Raw genomic sequence first — 24,961 nt, forward strand, 5'->3', positions numbered from 1 at the left:
TGTAAATAATAAAACAAATGCTGCGGTCTTTGCCCGGCTAATTTTGTTCACATAGCGCTGCTTTGTACCCCTGCTGTGATACTGCCAATGTTTTATTGATGCGTATAATACCCAGCCATTTAAAAAAAAGTATAACCGGGTAAATGGGATCCACTTCATGCCGGCGCTTTCCAAAATTAATAGCAGATGGGTTTTTGTAATGGTTGTTATGATACAACTCTCCCAACATTAAAATATCAACCGAAAATAAATTGTGTGAAGTGTTTTTTAGCCTGAAGTTTATATATCCGTATTTATGGGCGAACCAATTAATAATGGCGCCATGAAAAGCGCACATGGTAATTACTACGGGAAGTAATAAAAACCACCATGCTGAGGATGCAAAAATGATAAAGAAGCTAATGTAAAGCAATATCCATGCAATTTTTGAAGTTGTAGAGTTGGCCCATATATCAAAACCATTCCATTTTGGAAGGTTTTTGGTGAACCCTGGTTCTACAGGCAATATTCCCTTTAGTATTCCAACATAAATATTCCGGGTTCGCCACATCATTGAAAAAATATTGGATGAAAATTTTGGCGAGTGCGGATCCTTTCCGGTATCGGTATAAGCATGGTGCATCCGGTGCATTACGGCATAGGAACGGGGACATGAATAAGAAGATCCCTGCATCAAATAAGTGAAAATGAAAAAAAACCTTTCCCAGAATTCACTCATTTTAAACGCGGCATGCGCGGCATAGCGATGCTGAAAAAATGTTTGTGTAAACAAGGACATGTACCACAGTGATACAAAAAAATAAGTATAGTCATAAAATTGCATTTGTTCCCAAACAGAAAGCAGCTTGAAGAAATACAGGAATTATTTTTTGGGAAACATGCCCGAAGAAAAACGGGTTCCTGAGCAGGCGGGAAAACGATTAACTGTATTAACCGATTAACTGTATTAACCCTTTTAAAGGTAGGTATAATTATGTTAAGAAATGCACAACGTGTACTATGAATTATTAAGTGAATAAAGCAAAAATGTAATGAATGCCTCTTCCGCTTCTGATTTTTTCACTTATTTTTGCATCATGAATAATATTAGTGTATTGACAGATTTTGAAGCATTGACCAATACCATCAATTTTAAAAAGCTGCCTTCTCCACCCGGTTTAGAAACGTACACTATTTATGCCGGGGGCAATTTTATTTTTATATCCAATCCTAAAAACCGTACCATTCGCTTCAGCCTCGCCAATTTCAGTACCAGCGACATAACAAATGCCGGGATCCAGGAATGGATTGACCGCATCCATAAACTATATCCCAGCTTTTAGTTCTAGCAGATCATTCTTGCGCTAACATACACATAAGCCGAATTTCCATCCCTGCTATTTTTTACAGCAGATTGGGAATCAATATAAAAAAAGGCCTCATTGCTGAGGCCAATTTCATTGGAGGTCCCGAGCGGATTCGAACCGCTGTACGAGCTTTTGCAGAGCTCTGCCTAGCCACTCGGCCACAGGACCCTTTTTATCTTTTTTTCCGGGTTGCGAAAATAGGATATTTTTATGAACAACAACCATCTTACGCATGCAATATATTGCCGAATCTGAATTAATACTCAATAAGCGGGGGGCTATTTACCATTTAAATTTGCTGCCCGAAGAGTTAGCCGGTATTATTATAACGGTGGGCGATCCCGGCAGGGTAAAAGAAGTAAGCAAATATTTTGACGAGATAGAATGCCAGTGTCAGCACCGCGAGTTTGTTACCCATACCGGACGCATAGGCAATACACGGCTTTCTGTGATATCAACAGGTATTGGAACAGACAATATTGATATTGTAATGAATGAACTGGATGCCCTGGTTAATATTGATCTTGCTGCCAGAACAGTAAAATCAGCACTTACCACTTTACAGGTTATACGGGTAGGCACTGCCGGGTCTTTACAGGAAGATATACCCGTTGATCATTATGTTGCCAGCACACACGGTGTGGGAACAGATAATTTACTGCATTTTTACCGCAATGAAAACAACGATGAAGAAAATCAACTGATCCAGTCTTTTATTACACAGATCCAGTTGCATAATAATACGGCGTTGCCTTATATTAACAGTGCCAGTGTGGGCCTCATCAAGCATTTCGTTGAAGGCTTTCACCAGGGTATTACCGTAACCTGCCCCGGGTTTTACGGCCCGCAGGGAAGAATTCTGCGACTGGGGTTAAGTAACCCGGCTTTTATAGACCGATTGTCTGCGTTTAGCTTTGGTACACACCGGATATGCAATTTTGAAATGGAAACAGCAGGCATTTATGGTATGGGGAAACTTTTGGGGCATCATTGTCTAAGCCTTAGCGCCATTGTAGCCAACCGTGTCAGTAAACAGTTCAGTAAAGACGCCAATGGCACTGTTGACCGGCTCATTCAAAAAACACTTGACACTATTTCGCGCATGTAAGTGGTAAAAGGTACTGGCTCTATAACAAGGAGTACATTTAACTTATTTAGTTATTTAACACGGTCAACCAATAACTTTGCATAATAAAAGCAGGAGATGCATATACATTTTTATAAATACCAGGGAACGGGAAACGATTTTATTATATTAGACAACCGCGACAATGCTTATTCTTTTCTTACTACAGCCCAGGTAAGCTTTTTATGCAACAGGAGGTTTGGTATAGGCGCTGACGGGCTGATGTTACTCAATAAGCACAACGATTATGACTTTGAAATGGTTTATTACAATGCCGATGGAAAAGAAGGCAGCATGTGTGGAAATGGCGGGCGATGCCTGGTAAAATTCGCGTCTGATTCCGGTATCAAAAAGACCACCTATCGTTTTATCGCTATTGACGGTTTGCATGAGGCTGAAATAGACCTTCAGGGAATTGTTCGCTTAAAGATGAAGGATGTTCAGGAAGCAACGGATTTAAAGGACCACTTCATTCTAAATACCGGCTCACCGCATTATGTGAAATTTGTACAAAATCTGCAGAAAATAAACGTAAAGGAAGAAGGCAGAAAAATAAGGTATAGTGATGGATTTGCAGCAGAAGGCATTAATGTAAATTTTGTGGAGGCATTAGATGATGATAGTATTTTTGTGCGTACGTACGAACGGGGAGTTGAGAACGAAACATTAAGTTGCGGTACCGGCGTAACGGCCGCCGCCCTGGTTTCGGCACACCATGAAAACGGTTTTAATGAAATTGCTGTGGAAACCAAAGGAGGGAAACTGAGCGTGGAATTTAACCTGTCGGAAGAAAAGCGCTACAGCAATATCTGGCTTTGCGGGCCTGCCGAATTTGTATTTAAAGGAGAAATAGAAATGAATGTGGAAATATGAGGAATGTGGAATGAGGCGGCGTTTCCGGATGATAAATGAATCATGGGGGTTGAGTGGCTTTCCTGGTACGAACCATATTTGAGCCGAAAGACTTGGCAGGTTTCTACTCCGCCGAAATTGTAAATCTAAAATTGTAATACCCCTACCTTTGCGCCGCAATGATTCAATACTTCAAAAATATCAACGGGGTAACCACCGCGATAGAAAAAGCGGATAATGAAACCTGGGTAAATATTTTGCCACCCCTGAAGCATGAAGAATTTGCTGAAGTATCGGAAACACTTGAAATACCAATTGAATTTTTACAGGACTCCTTAGATATTGATGAGCGCTCAAGATTTGAGCTGGAAGACAAGGTGAAGCTGATCGTTATCAAAACGCCAACGGAAAATAACTCTTTCAATGAAAGCGATTCCTTTTATATTACTATACCTATTTGCATTATTCTTACCCATAACCAGATTGTAACCGTAAATTCTTTTGAGAACGGAGCTATTAAAAAATTTCTGAATACGTTTCAGAACAGGCATGCCGGCAAAAAAAACATGATGGTGGTGAAGATCTTTGAGAAGATCACGCAAACCTATATGGAATACCTTAAGGAAATTAACCATAGGAGGAATATACTGGAACAGCAGTTATATGCTTCCAGCAGAAATGAAGAGCTCCTGGATTTGATGCGCATACAAAAAAGCTTAGTATATTTTGTTACAGCGTTACGCTCCAACGAAATGCTGCTGATGAAATTAGCCAGAACAAATTTTCTTGGCCTCAATGATGAGGAGAAAGAAGAGCTGGATGATTTGGTAGTTGACACCTCCCAGGCGCTTGAAATGGCAAATATTTATACCAATATTCTCAGTGCTACTTTAGACGCTTTTGCAAGCATCATTTCCAACAATCAAAACTCCGTATTGAAACGGCTCACTTCTATTACTATTATTTTACAATTCCCCGTACTGATAGCCAGTATTTACGGCATGAATGTACCCATCCCCTACCAGCATCAGCCCCACGCATTTTATGTTCCCATTATATTAGCGCTCTCTGTTTCTATTATTATGGGCGCTTATTTTATGAGAAAAAAATGGTTCTAACTACTCACCACTTATCACGTACTTCTTACCACTTTTCACCATCGCCGCCACTACCTTATCTATAGGCAGCGTTACGCTTTCCTCAGAAAAGTCACTCCAGTCAATAAAGCGAAAGGTTTCCGTTTCGCCGGTTTGTTTATATACATGCAATTGCCGCTCGTCAAAATCAAAAGGTTTGGACCGGAGGGGAACAGTAATATCTGCCAATGGCTCAACAAAATAATAGATGGAAATAATTTGCTGATCAGGACTAAATGCCGACATCTGGAAAAAATCGGTTGTGTAAATATGGCCGGTCACTTTTATTTTAAGATTCATTTCTTCCATAAACTCCCGCTTCAGGCATTCCCTTGTACCCTCGCCAAATTCGAGTCCGCCGCCCGGAAACTTGGTATAATAGCTGCCCCGGATAAATTCATCACTTACCAAAACCTGTTTCTCTTTATTTATAAACATACCGTAAACCCTGAGATTGAACATTAGAAACAATTTGAGATTTAAGATTTGAGATTTGAGATTTGAAAGGATTTGCTTAAAACCTGTGAGGCTTTCCCACCCTGCCATTCCCTTGCCGCATACCTCATGGGTTTTGCTGATCCACATTTCCACACCACTCTGCCGGCTGGCAGTTTTTCACATTACCTCTCCATCGCCGTCTTCTTCATTCGCATGGCTGTTTCCTTACCTACATATTTTTCTATCCTGGCCTCAGCAAAATAAATGAGCGGTGTAAGCAAAATGGCTATAGTAAATTTATACATATAATTTACACAGCCAACGGCTATCACCTGTGCCCATGTCCAGTTACTACCCAGTTTAAAAGCAATGGTTAACACTATAAAACTGTCAATCAGTTGCGATACCAGCGTTGAGCCTGTGGCCCTCAGCCATACTTTCTTTTCGCCCGTTGCTTTTTTGATCCGCTGGAACACAGCTACATCTACTACCTGGCTTACCAAAAAAGCTACCAGGCTTCCCATAATAATCCACATGCCCTGTCCGAATATACCGTTAAAGGCTACCTGCATATCCGGAATACCCTGGCTTGCCTTAGATGCGGGCCACCAGTCGGCATACGGAATATGAATACTGGCATAAAACATAATAAATGCGTAGGATATTAATGCAACCGCCGTATAGCTGATCCTTTTTACCGCTTTGGGTCCATAAAACTCATTCACAATATCCGTCATAACAAACTCCAAAGGCCATAACAGCACACCGCAGGTAAGACTAAACGATAACCCGCTCTGTCCGAAAAGCGTAAGATTAACGGGGTTGAAACCGAATAGCTTTTCCAATGAAAAAATTTTACCGCCTATACATTCCGCTATCAGCGCATTAGCAACAAAAAAAGCCGCGAACCCGATAAATAGTTTGGTTGGCCGGTCTTTGAGTATCTGCTGTATCATATTATGCGTTAAAATTAAAGGGAAGATTAAAAATAACATTAATTTGCCGCCTTAAATTTGAAATTCTTTTTGCAGGAAGTTTTGTTTTGGCAGCCCTGATTATCATCAGTTTTAAAATATCTGAAAGTGAAAAAAATTAATTTTAAGGCGCTTGTACCTCACCTGGTAGCCATTGGTATTTTTTTAGTGGTGTCGGTCATATACTGCAGGCCTGCATTAGAAGGGAAGGTATTACAGCAAAGTGATATTGTACACTGGGAAGGTATGTCGCACAATTCTTTTGAGTATAAAAAGGAGCATGGACATTTCCCTTTATGGAATACGCATCTGTTCAGCGGAATGCCCAATTACCAGGTGGCTATGGAAGCCCATTCTTTTTTGCCTGACTTTCATACCCTGCTTACCTTAGGACTACCCAAGCCTATCAATTTCTTTTTTCTTGCTTGTTTGTGTTTTTATATCCTGTGCTGCGTTGCTAATATAAAACCGGTTTTGGGTATTATGGGCAGCCTTGCTTTTGCATATGCCAGTTACAATCCTATCTTGATAGCAGTAGGGCATGAAAGTAAAATGTGGGCGATAGCCTATATGCCGGGCGTGCTGGCGGGGTTATTGCTCATCTATCAAAAAAGATACCTCTTCGGGCTTGCCGTTACGACTATATTCGCCACCTGGGAAATAGCGTTTAATCACCCCCAGATCAGCTATTACTTTTTTATTACAGCGGGTATTATCACCCTTGGTTATATTGTACAATGGATTAAAGCCAAAGACTGGAAACACCTGGCTATATCGCTTGGTTTGGCTGCTGTTGCCGGGTGCGCCGCGCTTGCCAATTCGGCCATGAGCTTACTTACCACAGCGGAATATGCAAAATACACTATGCGCGGAGGTAAAAACATTGAAACATCGGGACCGGAAATAAAAAAAGTGGATACAAAAGGATTAGACAAAGATTATGCTTTCAGCTACAGCATAGGTAAAAGCGAAATACTCACCTTTTTTATACCCGATATATTTGGCAGCAGCTCTTCAGACCATTTTGATGAGAACTCCAAACTGGTAACAGCGCTTACCGAAAAGAATATACCAGAGAATAACGCGGTTCAACTTGCCTACTCCCTTCCGCGTTACTGGGGCGGAATAGAAGAAGGTACTGCCGGTACTATTTATTTTGGAGCCATTATCTGCTTTCTCGCCATTATAGGACTTGTTTTAATAAAAAATCCTATTAAATGGTGGGTACTTGCTGCTGCTGTTTTTGCCATTTTTATGGCCTGGGGAAGGAATTTTTCAGCGTTTAATTCATTTTTATTAGAATACTTTCCATTGTATAACAAGTTCCGGTCGCCCAATATGGCGCTCGTTATTCCCCAAATGCTACTACCGTTGCTGGCTGTTTGGGGTTTGCAGCACATATTTTTTACGCCCGATGGCAAGCAACAATTACAAAAATCCCTTAAATCTGTTTTATATGTACTCGGGGCTTTATTTGGCATTACCTTAATCATTTATTTCTTTAACGACTTCAGCAGCGCTTTCGATGCGCGTATTATGCAGGCTTATACCAACCCGCAGGATGGCAATACGGAAATAGCCCGTATTATAGTGAATGCTTTAAAAGCGGAAAGAAAGAGTATGTTCAGCAGTGGCATTTTTCGCGCCCTGTTGTTTGCCGGACTGGTAATAGGGCTATTGTATTTATACCTGAAGAATATTATTAAACCATTAGTAGCAGTTATTATTTTTAGTGTCATCAATATGATTGACCTGCTGGTAGTTGACAGCAAATACCTGAATGCTGATCATTATATGGATGCAGACAGTTACCAGTCAGAAAACTTTACCCCAACAGCAGCCGATACGCAGATTCTGCAGGACAAAGACCCGCATTACAGGGTATATCATTTATCAGGCGACAGGTTCAGCGATGCGATCACCGCCTATTTCCACCGCTCCATTGGTGGCTACCACGCTGCCAAGCTGCGTATATACCAGGATCTCATTGAAACGCAGTTGTCGAAAGAATCATTGAACATGGATGTGCTGAATATGCTGGATACACGTTATCTTATTGTTCCTCCCCAACAGCAGCAACGGGCGGCTGCAGTACATAAAAATGATGAAGCACTGGGAGCAGCATGGTTCATTAAGCATATTAAATATGTAAACGGCCCGGTGGAAGAAATAAAGGCGCTGGACCAGTTTGGACCAAAGGATACGGTGATTGTTGATAACAGCTTAAAATTGCTGGCTGGCAATGACCCCACGCCCGATTCATTAGCTACCATACAATTAGCGAGCTATGATAACGATGAAATAAAATATGCCACACAATCTGCCACTAACCAGTTTGCCGTGTTCAGTGAAATATATTACCCGGCGGGATGGAATGCCTATGTAGATGGCAAAAAAACGGATTACGCGAAAGTGAATTATGTTTTAAGAGGTATGCAGGTACCAGCAGGTAAACACGAAATTGTGTTTAAGTTTGAGCCTGCCTCTTATTCAAATGGACAGAAGCTTATCTATTTTGGTAATACCCTTTTCTTCCTTGCCCTGGCGGGAGGCATATTTTCTTTGTGGAAAAACAGGAAAAGATTCACCGCATAAACTATAGCTTCATCATTAATGACCAATGTATTAAGTATTGTTTCTTATCGTTTTCTGCCCGCCTTAATGGGTGGAGAAAAGAGTATCAGCACATTTAATAACCACCTGGCAAAGCTGGTGAACCTGAGCTGCGTTACTGTAAAAAAAGCAGAAGTGCCTCCTGCTGCCGGGTATGATATACTTCCTTTATTATCGAACAGCATCATTCGCTATATCAATCCCTTTTATTTTTTTGTTGTAAAAAAGATCATCCTCCAAAAAGAAATAACGCATATTATTTTAGAACATCCTTATTACGGGTGGCTGGGTATTGCCTTGCAAAAAGCGCTGGGTATAAAACTGGTTATACACTCGCACAATATTGAAGCCTTACGATTTAAAAGCTTTGGTAAATGGTGGTGGCGTTTGCTATGGTTATATGAGAAGGCGGTTCACCGGCAGGCAGACATGAATTTCTTTATCACCCGTGAAGACATGGATTATGCCATTGCGCATTTTAAATTAAAGAACGATAAGTGTACTGTAATTACGTACGGTACTAACTTTAATACCCCTCCCACCCCACAGGAAAAAATGAATGCCCGAACCAGTGTTTGCAATACACATCATATCAATCCGGCAAACCTGTTGCTGTTTTACACCGGCACGCTATACTATCAACCCAATGTAAAGGGCTTGGATATTATTATAGATGAAATCAATCCCCTGCTGCAGCAAAACGGTATCGCGTATACGATATTAGTCTGTGGCAATCATCTCCCGGAGCGGTACAACAATCTTGAGTTTTACAAAAATAAAAATATCATTTATGGTGGTTTTGTAAAAGATATTGACACTTATTTTAAAGCCGCGGATATTTTTATGAACCCCATCAGTGAAGGAGGAGGTATAAAAACAAAATTGGTAGAAGCCCTGGCTGGCAATAGTTCGGCGGTATCCTTTGCCAGTGGTGCCTTTGGCGTTCCTGCTGAAATAACCGGGGGGAAGCTGATTGTTGTGCCCGATGGAGACAGCGCAGCACTTTTTGAAGCCATTCAGCAGTCTGTAGCATTGCTGAAAGAAGATATTTCAACCGATTTTTACGAACATTTTTACTGGGGAAATATCGTACAAAAAGCGTATCAGCATCTACTTTCAATGCCCTGATCAATGACGCAATGTTTACTTTTGATATTCCAAAGGATTGTTTCATGCAATATAAAGAAAGGGTTCCGGACGAATTATTTACCGGGAAGCATTATCTCGGCCGGCCGGCAGATATAACGGACAAGATCGTTAGCCGCCGTATTAGCCTGATAGATCAGTATCCCGGGTTTACCGGGAAGCAATACACACATCTGGATATAGGCTGTGGCAACGGCGCGTCTATGTTCCTGCTGTCGCAAAAAATGAAATCATGCGTAGGGATTGATATTGTAAATGATTACGAGCAGGATATTAATGACTATCTCGAAAAGAACAATATCAGCAATTGCCGGTTTCAGTGCGTGGATATTGAAAAGGATATTTCGCCATTGCAGCAGCAGTTCAACCGCATTACCAGTTTTGAAGTAATAGAACATTTGCATGATGAAAACAGCGTATCTATTTACCGGGAATTATTAAAAGATGATGGGCTGATAGCAATTTCTGTTCCCAACAAATGGTGGATATTTGAAACGCATGGCGCCAGGCTGCCCCTGTTACCGTGGAACAGGGTGCCTTTTTTTTCGTGGCTGCCCCGCTTTTTACACGAACGCTGGGCCAATGCCCGCATTTATACTAAAGGAAGAATTACGCGGCTGTTAGAACGCAACGGGTTTGAAGTGCTGCACAGCAGCTATATTACCGCACCTATGGATGTTTTAAAAGAAGGAAAGCTGAAGCGCTTCATAGTAAAGCATTTCTTCAAAAATGATACAACCCGGTTTCCTTTTAAATCAACGGCTATATTGGTGATTGCGGGGAAGCGGAAATAATAATCATTTCTTATTTTATTCAACTCTTAGGTTGTACCAATCTAAGATGCTTTCAAATCCATTGAAAGGTATAATTAATCGAATAAACATTATATTAAATTTTTATTTCAATTAATTTTCTTTTATTTGTGATATTATTAAAATTAAACACCTAACTATGAATGTAAGAACCTCTTCCTTAATTATCCTCTCATTAAGCATACTACTGCTCTTCACCAATTGCACAAAAGAGGAGATCATAAATAACAAAATTCCCATAGCTGAAGCAGGAGAAAGTCGGATTATTGAATTACAGGAGAGTGAAGGATCAGCAACCCTCACAGGAACAGGTGCAGATGCAGACGGAAATGTAGTAGCTTATTTATGGAGCCAGATATCGGGGCCCAATGCTTCGGAAATAGTAAACGAAGGAGCCGCTTCAACTGAAGTGAGGAAGCTCATTACGGGAATTTATACTTATCAGCTAATGGTGATAGATAATGACGGGGCAACGGGTGTTGATACTGTTTCTTTAACTGTAAAAGGCCCCGTGTTTCTTACCCTCATACAACAACCCTCTAATAATCCTGATGAGGTACATATTTGGGGAAATTCATCCTTAAACGGATCGGGGCCCGGACAACCTGAAATTGGTGCAGTTTCCTGGACAGATGGCAGTACTATTGGAATGAGGGCAGCTTTTAAATTTGATTTAAGCAGCATCCCCTCCACTGCAACTATTACAAGTGCGAAGCTATCATTATATTCTAACCCAACACCGATCAACGGACATCATCCCGATGACCTGAGAGCAAATTCCGGTAGTAATAATGCAATGCTTATACAACGCATAACAACATCATGGACAGCGGGTACTGTTACGTGGAACGATCAGCCTGCTTCAACAACTTCGCACCAGGTCATTATTCCGCACACCTCAGCAGCTTTTCTTGATTTAATTGATATTGATGTTACAGAATTAATAAAAGATATGACAGGAACAAATATCAATAATGGATTTATAATACGTTTACAAAATGAAGTCGTATATAATTCCAGGGTGTTTTGTTCAAGCTTTTATACAACGGCGGAGAAACATCCCAAACTTATAGTAACCTACAAAAATTGATTTATTAAAATATTGAACTGCTAATTAACCTTTTCCCATTTTAGCTTTATCCAAAAAAATAAATAAAAAGGCAGTTATCATAATTGAAACTGCCTTTTTCTTAACAGCATCCTATGCTTCTGAAAACAAGAAGCTATGATTATTACGATTTTGCTTCTTTCTCTAATTATCTAAAAAACTTATTAAGGTACAGGTACATAACGGGTAGATTGCAAAATACTGAGTTTGTCAAGCGCCGTTATACTTTGAAAAGAAGTTTTCGATATTTCTACCATATTCCAGATAAAAATCTGAGGTGTACTGCTGTTTACAAGAAGCTTCATATTGTGCTGATCTGCAGATGTAAACTCCCATGTAGTAGTATAAGTAACTCCTGTTTCATTAGTGTAAGTTCCGGTACCATCAACTTTAAAGGTGAGCCTGAAATTGCTATAATCTACACCTGTATTATTTATTTCGCCACGAACAAAATGCAGGTTTTTGCATCCAACATTGCTCATTACTTCATCAACCTGCCAGGGCTGACGCACAAGTATTTCTAATTTTGTTAAAGGATTTTCCTCCGGTAGATTATCTTTTGTACAAGAATAAACTAAAGCTATTAATACCAGGGAGGTTACAATTAAAAATTTGGCTTTATTCATTTTATAAGTTTAGAAGTTAATAAATCAACTAACTGTCAAATTGCGGCAATAAATAGAATACAATTTTTTATAATATTAAAATTATAACTTTCTTTCAAAAAATCGGAAATTTTCATATTTTTTCAACGAATATTCTCAAATCACAATTAGAAAAGGGTTCTTCTTCTATTTAAAGTTACCAATAATTTTGAATTGCTTGTCCTCAAAAAGGCGTAAACCCTGATCTATTCTGCTGGTAATAACATAAATCCTTTAGTTTTGTATAATCTTATACGTATATGAAAGTTGTAATATTTGCAGGAGGGTTGGGCACCCGCATAGCTGAAGAAACGGACACGCGTCCTAAACCAATGGTTGAAATTGGCGGAAAACCTATCCTGTGGCATATCATGAAAATATACAGCTACTATGGTTTTAACGATTTTATCATTTGTCTTGGATATAAAGGGTATGTGATTAAGGAATATTTTATGAACTATTTCCTTCATAACTCTGATATCACCATTGATATAGCAAATAATAAAATGCAGGTGCTTGGCACTCACTCAGAAGCATTTAAAGTTACACTTATTGAAACAGGCAGCACTACCAAAACTGCAGGACGTTTAAAACAGGTGCAGCCATATATAGGCAACGAAGATTTTATGCTGACTTACGGCGATGGAGTAGCAGACATAAATATTACTGATCTTGCAGCATTTCATAAATCTCACAATAAAATCGCTACTGTTACCGCCGTTCAGCTTGAGGCGCGTTTTGGCGGCATGAACATTGATAAGAACAATGAGGTAGCATCTTTCAGAGAAAAAGCAAAGGACGAAAGCAAATGGATTAATGCAGGTTTTTTTGTACTGAAGCCCGAAGTATTCAGATATTTAGCAGGCGATATGAATGAAATGATGTGGGAAGATGAGCCCCTGGAAAACCTTACCAATAATAATGAATTAGTAGCCTTTAAACATGCAGGGTTCTGGAAGTGTATGGACGCTATGCGTGACAAAATAGAATTAGAAGCCATGTGGCAAAACAACGCGGCAAAATGGAAAAAATGGTAAGTAAAGCATCGCTTAAGGACTTCTACAAACACAAGAAAGTATTCGTAACCGGACATACCGGATTCAAAGGCGCCTGGCTAATATTACTCTTACAGGAATTAGGCGCACAGGTTAAAGGCTATGCATTAGCACCTGAATTTGAATATTCATTGTTTAATATTACGGGGGCGAAAGACCTTTCTGAAAGTATTATAGCCGATATAAGGGATAAAGAAAGATTACAGGCAGAAATTGAAGCATTTCAGCCGGATTATATCTTTCACCTGGCTGCCCAGCCATTGGTTCGCCGGTCCTATAAAATCCCGGCCGAAACTTTTGAAATAAATGTTACCGGCACCGCCAACCTGCTTGAATGCATTTCTTTGTTACAGAAAAAATGTACCACTGTTGTTGTTACTACGGATAAAGTATACGAAAATAAAGAGCAGCATATTCTTTATAAAGAAGAAGATGCGCTGGGTGGCTATGATCCTTATAGCGCCAGTAAAGCATGCGCTGAACTGGTTGTAAGCGCTTTCAGGAACAGCTTCTTCCATATTGCAAGATTTACTGAACATCAGAAGTCCTTAGCCAGCGCAAGAGCAGGCAATGTGATTGGCGGTGGAGACTGGAGTACAGACAGAATTATACCCGATATTATACGCTCATTACAAGCCAAAAAGAATATCATTGTTCGTAATCCCTTATCGGTACGTCCCTGGCAGCATGTGCTGGAACCCTTAACCGGGTATCTGCTGTTAGGTGGATTATTGAATACGCATGATGAGAAATATTCCACTGCTTTTAACTTCGGACCTTTGCCTGGCGATCATTTCACCGTTAAAACACTTGTTGAAAAATCTATAGAAAGCTGGGGCAGCGGCAACTGGACGGATGCTTCAACGCCGGGTCAGCCTCATGAAGCCGGGTTATTACAATTAGATATCACCAAGGCACAAAATGAATTAAAGTGGTGTCCAAAATTAGATGCGGCGTCTTCTATTGGCTGGACAATGGATTGGTATAAACAACCAGACAACAAAAAAAAGGAATTTACACTACAGCAAATCAACACCTATCTTGCCCTATGATCTTCTCACCTACCACGCTAAATGGCAGTTATATTATAGAACTGGAACAGTTTAGTGATACCCGTGGCTGGTTTGCAAGGTATTATTGCAAAAAAGAATTCAGGAAAATAGGCCAGGAGAAAGAATGGGTGCAAATGAATCATTCATTCACTGCTGCAAAAGGAACTATCCGCGGCATGCATTACCAGGTTGCTCCATACAGGGAAATTAAAATGATAAGGTGTATAGCTGGTGCTGTGTTTGATGTAATTGTAGATTTAAGAAAGAGTTCTCCCACATTTTTACAATGGTTTGGTGTAGAATTATCAGCGCAAAATAAAAAGATGATCTATATACCCGAAGGGTTTGCGCATGGCTTTCAATCTTTATCTGATGATGCAGAATTATTGTATCATCATTCTGAATACTATACGCCCGATGCTGAAGGCGGTATAAGATACGATGATACCAGGATTAAAATTGACTGGCCATTACCTCTACGCATTATCTCCAACCGGGATTCCGCTCATCCATATATTAATAACAACTTTAAAGGAATATAAATTATGCAGTGCAGGTTTTGTAAGACGGAGCTTAATCATATTTTCATTGACCTGGTGAACTCCCCTGCTTCAAACTCCTTTCTTACTAAAGAGCAACTGAAGGAGCCTGAAACATTTTACCCCCTTAAAATATATACCTGCCATAAATGTTTTTTGGTACAGGCTGATGAATATAAAAAGGCTGATGCGATTTTCAATAGTGACTACGTATATTTTTCATCTTACTCAACGAGTTGGTTAAAGCATGCCAAAGCCTATACGGATAAAATGACAGAAAGGTTCGGCTTAAATAAAGCTTCAAAAATTATAGAGATAGCTTCCAACGATGGTTATCTTTTACAATATTTTCATGAGAAAAATATTCCTGTTCTGGGCATAGAGCCTACAGCAAACACAGCCGAAGTAGCCGTAAAAAAAGGAATAGAAACTATTGTGGACTTTTTTGGTGTGCGGCTGGCAAAAGAACTCACATCAAAAAATATATTTGCAGACCTTTTACTGGGGAATAATGTACTGGCACATGTTCCTGATATTCTTGATTTTGTTGGAGGAATGAAAATCGTGCTGGCCCCGGCAGGCGTTATTACAATGGAGTTTCCGCACCTGATGCAACTGGTTGATAATAACCAGTTCGATACTATCTATCATGAGCATTTTTCTTACCTTTCTTTTGGTACAGCGCAAAAAATATTTTCCTCGCAGGGATTAGAACTGTTTGATGTGGAGGAAATCCCAACACATGGAGGTTCACTAAGAATTTATGCAAAACATACTGAAGATAACAGCAAAACAATTTCAGGAAATGTAGCCGCATTATTAAAAAAAGAAACGGAAAAAGGATTAAATGGGCCTAACTATTATAATGGATTCCAGGCGAAGGCACTGAAAATAAAACTTGATCTCACAGATTTTTTGATAAACTGTAAACGCAATAATAAAAAGGTAGCTGCATATGGCGCTGCGGCAAAAGGCAATACATTACTCAACTATTGTGGTATTAAAAACGACCTCATTGACTATGTTGCAGATGCGAACCCCTATAAGCAAAACAAGTGGTTACCCGCAAGTCATATACCGGTGGTGAATGAAGACCATTTAAAAAATGATAAGCCGGATTATATTATCATACTCCCCTGGAATCTAAAAGATGAGATAACAGCACAGCTTTCGTATATAAAAGAATGGCATGGAGGATTTGTAATACCAATACCAGCTTTACAAATAATTAAATGATCATGCAGAAAGTGTTGGTAACCGGCGCAACAGGATTTATAGGAAATTATGTGGTAGAAGAACTATTGCACCGGAATTGCCAGATTATTACCAGCTCAGCTAATGAAATCACTGCCAAACAAAAAAAATGGTTTGCCAAAACAGATTATCGCCCCTTTGACCTCGCATTCCTGAACGAGAACGAAAACTATTTTGAGTTCTTTGATAAGCCTGATATAATGATTCATTTAAGCTGGGAAGGGCTTCCAAATTATAAAGATAATTTTCATCTCGAACAAAACCTGCCAAGACATAAGGCGTTTCTTGAAAACATAATTAGAAACGGTTTAAAAAACATCAATATAACCGGCACCTGTTTTGAATATGGCATGCAGGAAGGAAAATTATCGGAAGATATGCCACCCTTACCCCAAAATCCATATGCGCAGGCAAAGAATGAACTTAGGATATTTATAGAGGATTTAAAAAAAAAACATTCTTTTGAATACAAATGGATCAGGTTATTTTATATGTTTGGAAAAGGGCAAAATGCAAAATCCTTACTTTCGCAACTCCAGCAGGCGCTTGATACCCATAATGAGGTATTCCATATGAGCGGAGGCCGGCAAACAAGGGATTTCTTGCCTGTTGAAAAAGTAGCGGAGTACATCGTTGCTATTGCTTTACAAAAAGAAGTTTCGGGAATTATTAATTGTTGCAGCGGTATACCGGTTACAGTAAAGCAATTGGTGCAGCAATACCTGCAATCCAAAAATGCAACTATAAAATTAAACTTAGGCTATTATCCTTATCCTGACTATGAGCCAATGCATTTTTGGGGGGATAACAGCAAATTAAATCAAATTATAAATAAAAGAAATTAATATATGCATATTCGTAAGAGAACCACCTGCAGGGTTTGTGGTTCAGCATCATTAACATCGGTTATAAGTCTTGGTCCTCAATACTTACAAGGCTCTTTTGTAAAGCCAGGGAAAGAAATGCCTTCTCAGCGTAAGATCAATTGCTCTTTAGTAAGGTGTAACCCTCAAATTGATGAGAATGCATGCGGGTTATTACAAATGGAGCATAGTGTTCCTCCTGATATTTTATATGCAGCATACTGGTACAGAAGCGGCACCAATCAAACGATGCGTACGCATTTAAAAGAGATTGCAGGCAATGCTTTGACATTAATAAAAAAGAGCAATGCAGCAGTATTGGACATTGGATGTAATGACGGAACCTTACTGGGTTACTATCCCGAAAGTTTTACGAAATTTGGATGCGACCCAAGTGATGTTGCACAGGAAGTAAAAGGAGCAGCAGTAGTGCAGGATATTTTCCCATCCGCAGAACTAACTAAATTAATTGGCGATACAAAGATTGATGTAGTAACCTCAATTGCGATGTTTTATGATTTAGAAAACCCGGTGGATTTTGTAAAGAAAATAAAACTCATTTTATCCCCGGAAGGTATATGGGTCTTTGAAATGAGCTACATGCCACATATGCTTGAGCTGGATAGCTATGATACCATTTGTCATGAACATTTAGAATACTATAGTTTGGCAGTATTGGAAAAAATAGCAGCGATGGCCGGAATGAAGATTTTTAAAATATCGTTTAACGATATTAATGGGGGAAGTATTCGCTGCTATGCTACGCATGTTGAAAGTGGATTGTATTATCAGCAGGAAAACCATAAGCTGATGAATGAGGTTAGACAAAAAGAGTTTGATCTGGAGTTAGATACCGATAAACCTTATGTAGCATTTCAATATAGAGTTGAAAGAGTAAAGAATGAGTTACATGATCTTTTAGTGAAACTAAAAAAAGAAGGCAAAAGAGTGCATATCTATGGCGCGTCTACTAAGGGTAATACGATTTTACAATGGTGCGATATCAATAATATGCTGGTAGATTATGCAGCAGAAAGGAATCCCGATAAATATGGCGCTTATACATTGGGAACAAATATTCCTATCATTAGTGAAGCTGAAAGCAGGGCAATGAATCCTGATTATTATTTAGTACTACCCTGGCACTTCAAAAAGGAATTTATAGAAAGAGAACAAGAGGCTTTATCAAAAGGTACAGGATTTATTTTCCCCATTCCCACAATAGAAATATTTAAAAACTAACGAGCAGTATTTATACAACACAACTATTACGATGAACTTAAAAAGGTTTTTAAGAAAGTGCGGAAAGGGATTAGATGTCATTTTCCTGAAGGCAAAGGCATCTTATTCACAGACCGGAGAAGATGTAATAATTGAATATTTGTTTAGTAGTCTTAAAATATCTCATCCAACCTATCTTGAAATTGGCACCAATCAGCCTAAAATATGCAATAATACATATGGGTTATATAAAAAAGGTTGTAAGGGAGTTTGTATAGAGCCAGATATCGAAATGGTGAAAGTAATTAAACATCAACGACCCAAAGACACTATCCTTAATATCGGTATTGGTATTAATGACCAGGCAAGCGCCGATTTTTATTTATTCCCGGGTTTGATGAATGGCTGGAGTACTTTTTCTAAAGCAGAAGCAGATATCAGGAAAAGTGATACAGGATTAGCTTATCGTACGCTACCTGTTGCACTGAAAAACATCAATACAATAATGAAGGATTATTTTGATCCTCATCCTAATTTTATTTCACTTGATGTAGAGGGTTTAGATATTGAGATACTACAATCTATTGATTTTAAAAAGTTCAAACCCGAAGTAATTTGTGCAGAGACTATTACATTTGGATACCTGAATAACACAGAAAAAAAAATAACCGCTATTAGTGAATTCATGTATAGCAAAGGATACTTCGCTTACGCAGATACACATATCAACACTATTTTTTGCCGTAGCGATCTGTTTAATTTTTGATATGACTAAGAAACAGCGTGTACTTATTTTTGGTTCAAATGGCCAAGATGGCTATTACCTTAATCAATTGCTTAGCCATTCGGATATTGAAGTGATCAACGTATCCAGAACTAATGCAGCTATTTGCGGAAGCGTAAGTGATTATAATTTCGTACAAAAGGCTATCAGGGAAAATTTGCCTGATTATATTTTTCACTTTGCAGCCCGATCAAGTACAAAGCACGAATTTCTCCTTGAAAATCATGAAACGATCTCCACCGGGACAATCAATATTTTAGAAACTGTAAAATTATTTTGCCCTGCGTCACGCGTATTTATTTCGGGAAGTGCCATGCAATTCAAAAACAATGATCATCCAATTGATGAAACAACTGAATTTGAAGCCAGCAGTCCTTATTCCTTAGCACGTATTCATTCTGTTTATGCTGCCAGGTACTATTCCAAAGCCTTTGGATTGAAAATATATGTTGGTTATTTTTTTAATCATGATAGTCCATTAAGAACAGAGCAACACGTTAGTCAAAAAATAGTCCGTGCTGTTCAAAGAATTGCTTCCGGAAGTACCGAAAAGTTAATTTTGGGAAATATAGAAGTGCAAAAGGAATTTAATTATGCAGGAGATGTTGTGGACGCTGTATGGAAATTAGTAAACCAGGATGCCACATCAGAAGCTGTAATTGGTAGCGGAAAAGCCTATGCCATAAAAGATTGGCTAGCGCTTTGCTTTTCTTTAAAAAACCTGCAATGGCAAAAATATGTAGCGCTTCAAAATAATTATGTTCCTGAATATAGAATATTGGTTAGTAATCCGGGAGTAATAAAAGGAATAGGCTGGGAACCCAAAACAGATTTTTATCAATTGGCAAATATGATGATGAATGAATAATGAAAGAGAAAAAATACTGATCTTATTTAATGGAGAACATATTGCTTATTCTCCCACGGTAATACAATTGTATGATGAATTGCAAAAAAAATATGACGTAACCATTACCGCGGAGTATCCCTATAGCTTTAATAATCAAAAATTAGAGAATAGAAATGTGCTGTACCACAAATTCTACCATGTAAAGGGGCGGTATTTTTATTGGATATTATTTCAGATTGCATCTATCTTCAATAAAGAAACAAGGCTTTTTAAAAGAAATAAACTAAACTACAAAGAGTACTTTTTCAAATTTCTTTTTATAAAAAAAATTTTAAAGAAGCACCAATATGAGACAATTATTAGTGTAGACATTCTGAATGCTGTTTTTTGTTCTCTGTTAAAAGTAAAAACAGATTTCCTGTCGCTTGAGTTAACTATTGATGAACAACATTTGCCGCTGTTAGATTTTAAATATATTAATTGTGTGTTGATACAAAGTATAGAACGTTACCAGTATCTGTTTAAGGATAAAGAGATAAAAACATTTTTTGTTCAAAACGCGCCTATCTATAAAGATGTTGTTAAAGAAACACGTAGTGGGCTTATTTACGGGGGATCCGCATATGATGAGTTAGGATTTTATCATTGTTTGGACTACGTTGCTACATATAGTAATGAAAAGCTGACGGTACAAGGCGCTATTATGCCTAAAGATATAGCCAGGGTTAATAATGAATACCAACAGCTTTTAGACGAAAAGAGGCTGGTAATAAAGAAAAAATATCTCGAAAATGATGAAGTTGTAGAATCTTTATCATACTATGAAATAGGTTTCTGTTTTTATAATTTCAATGTACCGGTGATTCGCGACAATTATTTTAACTACGCGTCTGCACCATCAGGAAAAATGTTTAAATATCTTGCCGCAGGCGTACCCGTTGTAGCCAGCAATATTGTAGGGTTTAAGTTTGTAAATGAATTTCAATGTGGCTTATTAATAGATGATTTGAGCCCGGAAGAAATACATAAGGCTGTTTCTAAAATCAGGGCAAATTATAGCTTTTACGTTGAAAATGCCATCAGGGCTGCTAAGTTTTACAGTTTTGATAAAGCTATTGAGCCTTATATGAAATTTATAGCCGAAAGATAATTTTATTAAAATTTGCTTACAGAAAAATGAATAAGTTCAGTGTCATATTACCGGTTCGGAACGGTGGTGAATATATTAAAGAATGTGTAGCAAGTATTCTTTCGCAAACGCTTCAACATTTTGATTTATTAATACTCGACAATAAAAGCAATGACGGAACAAGTGAATGGTTAGCTTCCCTAAAAGACAACCGTATCAAAATTTTTCCTTCTGCAAAACCATTGATAATAGAGGATAACTGGAAGAGAGTTTTAGATATTCCCAGGAACGAATTTATGACATTAATCGGTCATGATGACGTACTGATGCCGCATTATCTTGAAGTAATGGATTCGCTCATCAATGCAAACCAGGATGCAAGCCTTTATCAAACACATTCCATATTTATTGATGCACGGGGGGATAAAATACGTGATTGCTTACCCATGAAGCCCATTATGGATACCAATGAATTTATTGGCCAAGCTTTGCAACGAACAATAGATATCAGTGGTACAGGATTTATGTTTCGTTCTGATTTATATGACTCATTAAACGGAATTCCTTCCTTTCCCCAATTAATGTTTGCAGATTATGCGTTGTGGTTCTCTATAGCTCAGAAAGGCAAAGTTGCAGTAGCTGAAACTCCTGCTTTCAAATACAGGTTGCACCGGAACATTTCGCAAATGGCTGATCCGATAATTTATTGTAAGGCTTTGAAAGAATTTATAAGCTTTTTGAAGCAATTAATGAATAACCCAGCTTTACAAATGAACATTAAAGAAAATGCTCCGGTATTCATTACCCATTATTGTAAAAGTATCTGTCATAAAATGCTAAGACTTGCCCTGCCAGAAAGGGAAAACATAACCATAGCGCAAACTGTAGCTGCTTTTGAAAGGGAATGCAAAGAGATTTCAGGCAACCCATCCTACTCACTTACAAATAATACAGAGATAAAATTAGCATTATCAATAGATAATAATAAGCCAGCAAGGTACCTTTTTAGAAAATTCCGCAAGTTGTACAATAAGCCATTTTTGAAATAGTACTACTTTTTCTCAATTAATATTTCTCTATATTGCTTACAAAATATTGCCCGGCTAAATTTTTCTATTGCAACTTCCCGGTTTTTCTGCCCAAGCGCTATTTTAAGGTTGGGCTGTAGCAGCAAAAGCCTTAATAGTTCTACCCCCTTGTTTACTATTTCTCTTTCTTCAGTCTCGTAAATTAATAACCCGTTTTGCATGTGCTCAATATAGTCGGGAATAGCATTTACAGCGGTTGACAGAACAACTTTCCCGTAAGCCATCATGGTCATAATCACTACCGGTAATCCTTCAAATGCAGAAGTAAGTATCAGCACATCTGATCGCCTGTATATATCTTCCATTTGCTTTTTATCACTTATATTTCCCAAAAAACTGCAGTATGGATAATTCGCAGGATTAATTACTTTCTCTACATCTCCTACAAATGAAAAGTGAGCTTTATGCCCGGCTTCATGCATCTGCTTTGCAATAGCCCCAACCAGATGCACTCTTTTCTGAGGAGATCCTCTGCCAATAAAAACTATTTCAAGATTATCGTTTTCGACTGTAGAAGCAGCAGGTATATCTACAGCGTTATCAATAAACAGCAGTTTCTCGTATAAATATCTTTCTATTTTATTGCAGTCATACTGTTGCGCCACCTGCTCTTTTAATTTACGTGTGCTAAAAATCCTGGTATCTATACGGTCAATAAAACCAATATTGTATGAAAGCCAGGTAGCTAAATGACTTAGCTCAACACATTTTGCACTTTTTTTTACATGCGGCAACATTTTATAAAAAAACATACATTCTCCGCCAAATAATACAGGATCAGTACTTTTATTTATCCATGTAGCAATAACTCCCCTAAAAAAAAAATTAACGAAATAGAACAACTTATTATCAATATATGGAGCGAGATCGATTATTCTTACACCTGGTATGTTGAATTCTTCGATAAACTGGTTATTAGCAGGCTTTTTAGAAAAGATAATAAGAGGCATGGCATCCTTCATACACTGCGTAATGTCTATATTCACCCTCGGCGACCCTCCTATATCGCCGTTGGGAAAAAACAGAAAAAGATTATGACGGGTTTTTAATGGAAAAAAGAACCCTGAAATTATCCCAAGCAGTATAAACGGGGACATGAGTGCCTGTTCGATAGCAAGTTTTACTTTAGCCTGTTTATAAGTCATTGGACGTGTAATACTTATTTATTATCTTCCGTAAATAATCCTGGTCAAAATTAATATTAAGCGCTGAAACGATGCTTTGTATTTCCGAAACATCTATTTCGGGATGACTGGAGTTTTCAACAAGGGTATAGTTGCCTTTCTTTTTAAAAAAATGTTCAATTTCATGTACAATAACTTTTACATCATAGTTCACTGCATTGGCAATGTTAATTATTTTATTGTATGAGCAGTCCTGCTTGAGGATATAATTGCAAATTGAAAAGGCATCATCCACATCTATGATATTTCTCGAAGCATTGTTCCATAAAAAAAAAGAAGTGCCTGATAAAATATGCTGAACAAAAAAATTCAATACAGTATGTGGATTAGCTGATTGGCCTGCAAGATTTGAAATCCTGAAAATATAATAATGCTTGTGTAAATCAGCAATCAATCCTTCCATTTCCAGTTTATGCAACACATAGGGCGTTTTGTTTACAACCGTATCATACACACTGCATGTACTAAAATAAACCAATACTTTTTCTGTATGCTCTTTCAGGCATTTAATCAATAATTGCTTTTCCCGGTCAAAAGCCTTTTTGTCTGTATTTGTGGAATCTGAGACGCCTGAAGCAAAAATTAAAAAGTGATTACCTGTGCTATATGCGTCAAAAGCTTTAGCTACCAATCCATTACCAATTACCATTTTTTCAATGTTTAAGATCAGTGATGCAAGATATGTACAAAAAAAGAGCATCCTGGATGCTCTTTATAAAAATTTCATGAAGACTATACTTATCAATCCCTCCTCGCTACCGAACTGGCACCGCTGCTCTTGATATTGCGGGTTATACCCTGGCCCTTATAGTAGATGTCGCTGGCGCCGCTGGCACTGGCGGTGAGTTCTTTAGTAACCGTAATTTGTATATCACTGGCGCCGCTGGCACTGGCCGCGCAATACTCTGCTACCAGATCATAACCCTTTACATCACTTGCCCCGCTCACTTCAATTTTCAGGTTGGTTGTGCGGCCGCTGATATGGGAATCGGAACTGCCGCTCTGGTCAAGACTTAACTGGTTAACGTCTACCGCGCCTTTAAAATCACTGGAACCTGAAATATTTATCTTCAGCGCATCAGCTTTAACCACACCATTGGCATACACATCAGAAGCACCTGAAGCCGTTATTTTTTGTATTGTTTTAAACGAAACATAGGCTTTTAACTTCTTACTGCCGCTGCTCCATTGCAGTCCTTTATCGTTGTAATAAATTTTAAGCTCACCATTGACAACTTCAGTCACGATCCTGTCGCGGTATTTGGTTTCAGCCGCGCTTACTACCACTACTTCTTCATCGCTTTGAGACAGATACAGATCAATAGAACCCGCAACAGAAATAGCGGAAAAAGACCCCACAACATGCCTGGGCTGCGCATTTTTATCATTCACGAATACTTTTTCATCCTGCGCGTTAGCAGCAAAGGCAATGATGCTGTATACTGCAAGGAGTAATATTTTTTTCATGTGAGGTTATTTATGGATGTGTTGCTGTAAAACGGATACTCATCTTGTATTAACTCCTGTAATACGATAAGAATGCTTAAAAGTTACAGTATTTGGATAATATTTTAAAAGTCCGTTATCTTTGTAGCTCAAACAACCGTGGTTAAAGTTTGTTTTAACCTCAGTGATTCCCGGGGTGTTTTGTTTCGCTTACAGCGGGACAGGACTGAGATCAAACCCGTAGAACCTGATCAGGGTAATGCCTGCGCAGGGAAGGACGAGTCTTCACATCTCTCCTTTC

25 protein-coding genes, 1 tRNA gene and 1 riboswitch are annotated in these 24,961 nt (G+C 38.5%); of the genes, 18 read left to right on the forward strand and 8 right to left on the reverse strand.

Features of this window, described 5'->3' with window-relative positions:
* Positions 1-37: 37 nt before the first annotated feature.
* Positions 38-778, reverse strand: a complete 741-nt coding sequence (locus VL121_RS12925) for an acyl-CoA desaturase (protein ID WP_325405918.1) — start codon at positions 776-778, stop codon at positions 38-40.
* Positions 779-1,076: 298 nt separating this feature from the next.
* On the opposite strand from VL121_RS12925, the gene VL121_RS12930 reads away from it, so the two are divergent.
* Positions 1,077-1,322, forward strand: coding sequence for a hypothetical protein (locus VL121_RS12930; RefSeq protein ID WP_325405920.1), 246 nt, complete (start codon positions 1,077-1,079; stop codon positions 1,320-1,322).
* Between the two features lie 118 nt (positions 1,323-1,440).
* Here the strand turns inward: VL121_RS12930 and VL121_RS12935 are convergent.
* Positions 1,441-1,514 (reverse strand) — tRNA-Cys (locus VL121_RS12935).
* 64 nt (positions 1,515-1,578) lie between these two features.
* Between VL121_RS12935 and VL121_RS12940 the strand changes: the two genes are divergently transcribed.
* The 3 genes from VL121_RS12940 (at position 1,579) to VL121_RS12950 (ending at position 4,442) form a co-directional block, all read left to right on the forward strand.
* Positions 1,579-2,454 (forward strand): nucleoside phosphorylase, encoded by an 876-nt coding sequence (locus tag VL121_RS12940; RefSeq protein ID WP_325405922.1) that lies wholly within the window; start codon positions 1,579-1,581, stop codon positions 2,452-2,454.
* Positions 2,455-2,550: 96 nt separating this feature from the next.
* Complete coding sequence (gene dapF / locus VL121_RS12945; RefSeq protein WP_325405924.1) at positions 2,551-3,345, forward strand: diaminopimelate epimerase; 795 nt, start codon at positions 2,551-2,553, stop codon at positions 3,343-3,345.
* 158 nt (positions 3,346-3,503) lie between these two features.
* Positions 3,504-4,442 (forward strand): magnesium transporter CorA family protein, encoded by a 939-nt coding sequence (locus VL121_RS12950; protein ID WP_325405926.1) that lies wholly within the window; start codon positions 3,504-3,506, stop codon positions 4,440-4,442.
* Here VL121_RS12950 and VL121_RS12955 read toward each other — a convergent pair whose 3' ends face one another.
* On the reverse strand, positions 4,443-4,922 hold the full coding sequence (locus tag VL121_RS12955) for an NUDIX domain-containing protein (protein WP_325405928.1): 480 nt from the start codon (positions 4,920-4,922) through the stop codon (positions 4,443-4,445). It lies immediately after the preceding gene.
* Positions 4,923-5,080: 158 nt separating this feature from the next.
* A complete protein-coding gene (locus VL121_RS12960; protein WP_325405930.1) occupies positions 5,081-5,854 on the reverse strand; it encodes a queuosine precursor transporter in 774 nt (257 codons plus the stop codon).
* Positions 5,855-5,980: 126 nt separating this feature from the next.
* Here VL121_RS12960 and VL121_RS12965 point away from each other — a divergent pair, with 126 nt between their 5' ends.
* From VL121_RS12965 to VL121_RS12980, 4 genes are all read left to right on the forward strand, one after another.
* Entirely contained in the window at positions 5,981-8,467 is a 2,487-nt protein-coding gene (locus VL121_RS12965; RefSeq protein WP_325405932.1) for a YfhO family protein, read from the forward strand.
* An 18-nt stretch (positions 8,468-8,485) separates the two neighbouring features.
* Positions 8,486-9,613, forward strand: a complete 1,128-nt coding sequence (locus VL121_RS12970; RefSeq protein ID WP_325405934.1) for a glycosyltransferase family 4 protein — start codon at positions 8,486-8,488, stop codon at positions 9,611-9,613.
* A gap of 44 nt (positions 9,614-9,657) precedes the next feature.
* Positions 9,658-10,425, forward strand: coding sequence for a class I SAM-dependent methyltransferase (locus tag VL121_RS12975; protein ID WP_325405936.1), 768 nt, complete (start codon positions 9,658-9,660; stop codon positions 10,423-10,425).
* A gap of 157 nt (positions 10,426-10,582) precedes the next feature.
* Complete coding sequence (locus tag VL121_RS12980; RefSeq protein WP_325405938.1) at positions 10,583-11,533, forward strand: DNRLRE domain-containing protein; 951 nt, start codon at positions 10,583-10,585, stop codon at positions 11,531-11,533.
* Between the two features lie 182 nt (positions 11,534-11,715).
* Here VL121_RS12980 and VL121_RS12985 read toward each other — a convergent pair whose 3' ends face one another.
* Complete coding sequence (locus tag VL121_RS12985; protein WP_325405940.1) at positions 11,716-12,177, reverse strand: hypothetical protein; 462 nt, start codon at positions 12,175-12,177, stop codon at positions 11,716-11,718.
* Positions 12,178-12,455: 278 nt separating this feature from the next.
* On the opposite strand from VL121_RS12985, the gene rfbF reads away from it, so the two are divergent.
* Genes rfbF through VL121_RS13035 form a run of 10 tightly spaced genes read left to right on the forward strand, consistent with a single transcriptional unit; the run spans position 12,456 to position 21,991 of the window.
* Positions 12,456-13,232 carry a glucose-1-phosphate cytidylyltransferase gene (gene rfbF / locus VL121_RS12990; protein ID WP_325405942.1) on the forward strand — a complete coding sequence of 259 codons (777 nt, stop codon included), beginning with the start codon at positions 12,456-12,458 and terminating at the stop codon, positions 13,230-13,232.
* Entirely contained in the window at positions 13,196-14,302 is a 1,107-nt protein-coding gene (gene rfbG / locus VL121_RS12995; protein ID WP_325405944.1) for a CDP-glucose 4,6-dehydratase, read from the forward strand. Before rfbF ends, rfbG begins: the two co-directional genes overlap by 37 nt.
* On the forward strand, positions 14,299-14,844 hold the full coding sequence (gene rfbC, locus VL121_RS13000) for a dTDP-4-dehydrorhamnose 3,5-epimerase (RefSeq protein ID WP_325405946.1): 546 nt from the start codon (positions 14,299-14,301) through the stop codon (positions 14,842-14,844). The genes rfbG and rfbC overlap by 4 nt, the downstream gene beginning before the upstream one ends.
* A 3-nt stretch (positions 14,845-14,847) precedes the next feature.
* A complete protein-coding gene (locus tag VL121_RS13005; RefSeq protein ID WP_325405948.1) occupies positions 14,848-16,077 on the forward strand; it encodes a class I SAM-dependent methyltransferase in 1,230 nt (409 codons plus the stop codon).
* A gap of 2 nt (positions 16,078-16,079) precedes the next feature.
* On the forward strand, positions 16,080-16,940 hold the full coding sequence (locus tag VL121_RS13010; RefSeq protein WP_325405950.1) for an NAD-dependent epimerase/dehydratase family protein: 861 nt from the start codon (positions 16,080-16,082) through the stop codon (positions 16,938-16,940).
* Between the two features lie 3 nt (positions 16,941-16,943).
* On the forward strand, positions 16,944-18,200 hold the full coding sequence (locus VL121_RS13015; RefSeq protein ID WP_325405952.1) for a class I SAM-dependent methyltransferase: 1,257 nt from the start codon (positions 16,944-16,946) through the stop codon (positions 18,198-18,200).
* A gap of 31 nt (positions 18,201-18,231) precedes the next feature.
* Positions 18,232-18,945, forward strand: a complete 714-nt coding sequence (locus tag VL121_RS13020) for an FkbM family methyltransferase (RefSeq protein WP_325405954.1) — start codon at positions 18,232-18,234, stop codon at positions 18,943-18,945.
* 1 nt (position 18,946) lies between these two features.
* On the forward strand, positions 18,947-19,831 hold the full coding sequence (locus tag VL121_RS13025; RefSeq protein WP_325405956.1) for a GDP-mannose 4,6-dehydratase: 885 nt from the start codon (positions 18,947-18,949) through the stop codon (positions 19,829-19,831).
* Positions 19,824-20,963, forward strand: a complete 1,140-nt coding sequence (locus VL121_RS13030) for a glycosyltransferase (protein ID WP_325405958.1) — start codon at positions 19,824-19,826, stop codon at positions 20,961-20,963. The genes VL121_RS13025 and VL121_RS13030 overlap by 8 nt, the downstream gene beginning before the upstream one ends.
* A 26-nt stretch (positions 20,964-20,989) precedes the next feature.
* Positions 20,990-21,991 carry a glycosyltransferase family 2 protein gene (locus VL121_RS13035; RefSeq protein WP_325405960.1) on the forward strand — a complete coding sequence of 334 codons (1,002 nt, stop codon included), beginning with the start codon at positions 20,990-20,992 and terminating at the stop codon, positions 21,989-21,991.
* 2 nt (positions 21,992-21,993) lie between these two features.
* Here VL121_RS13035 and VL121_RS13040 read toward each other — a convergent pair whose 3' ends face one another.
* The 3 genes from VL121_RS13040 to VL121_RS13050 form a co-directional block, all read right to left on the reverse strand.
* Complete coding sequence (locus tag VL121_RS13040) at positions 21,994-23,175, reverse strand: glycosyltransferase family 4 protein (RefSeq protein WP_325405962.1); 1,182 nt, start codon at positions 23,173-23,175, stop codon at positions 21,994-21,996.
* Positions 23,165-23,863: an NAD-dependent epimerase/dehydratase family protein gene (locus VL121_RS13045; protein ID WP_325405964.1), complete on the reverse strand. Its 699-nt coding sequence runs from the start codon at positions 23,861-23,863 to the stop codon at positions 23,165-23,167. Before VL121_RS13045 ends, VL121_RS13040 begins: the two co-directional genes overlap by 11 nt.
* 92 nt (positions 23,864-23,955) lie before the next feature.
* Positions 23,956-24,681, reverse strand: a complete 726-nt coding sequence (locus VL121_RS13050) for a head GIN domain-containing protein (protein ID WP_325405966.1) — start codon at positions 24,679-24,681, stop codon at positions 23,956-23,958.
* A gap of 161 nt (positions 24,682-24,842) precedes the next feature.
* Positions 24,843-24,951: riboswitch (TPP riboswitch) on the forward strand.
* Positions 24,952-24,961 lie beyond the last annotated feature (10 nt).

It is taken from the genome of Agriterribacter sp. (assembly GCF_035497235.1).
Lineage (GTDB): Bacteria > Bacteroidota > Bacteroidia > Chitinophagales > Chitinophagaceae > Agriterribacter.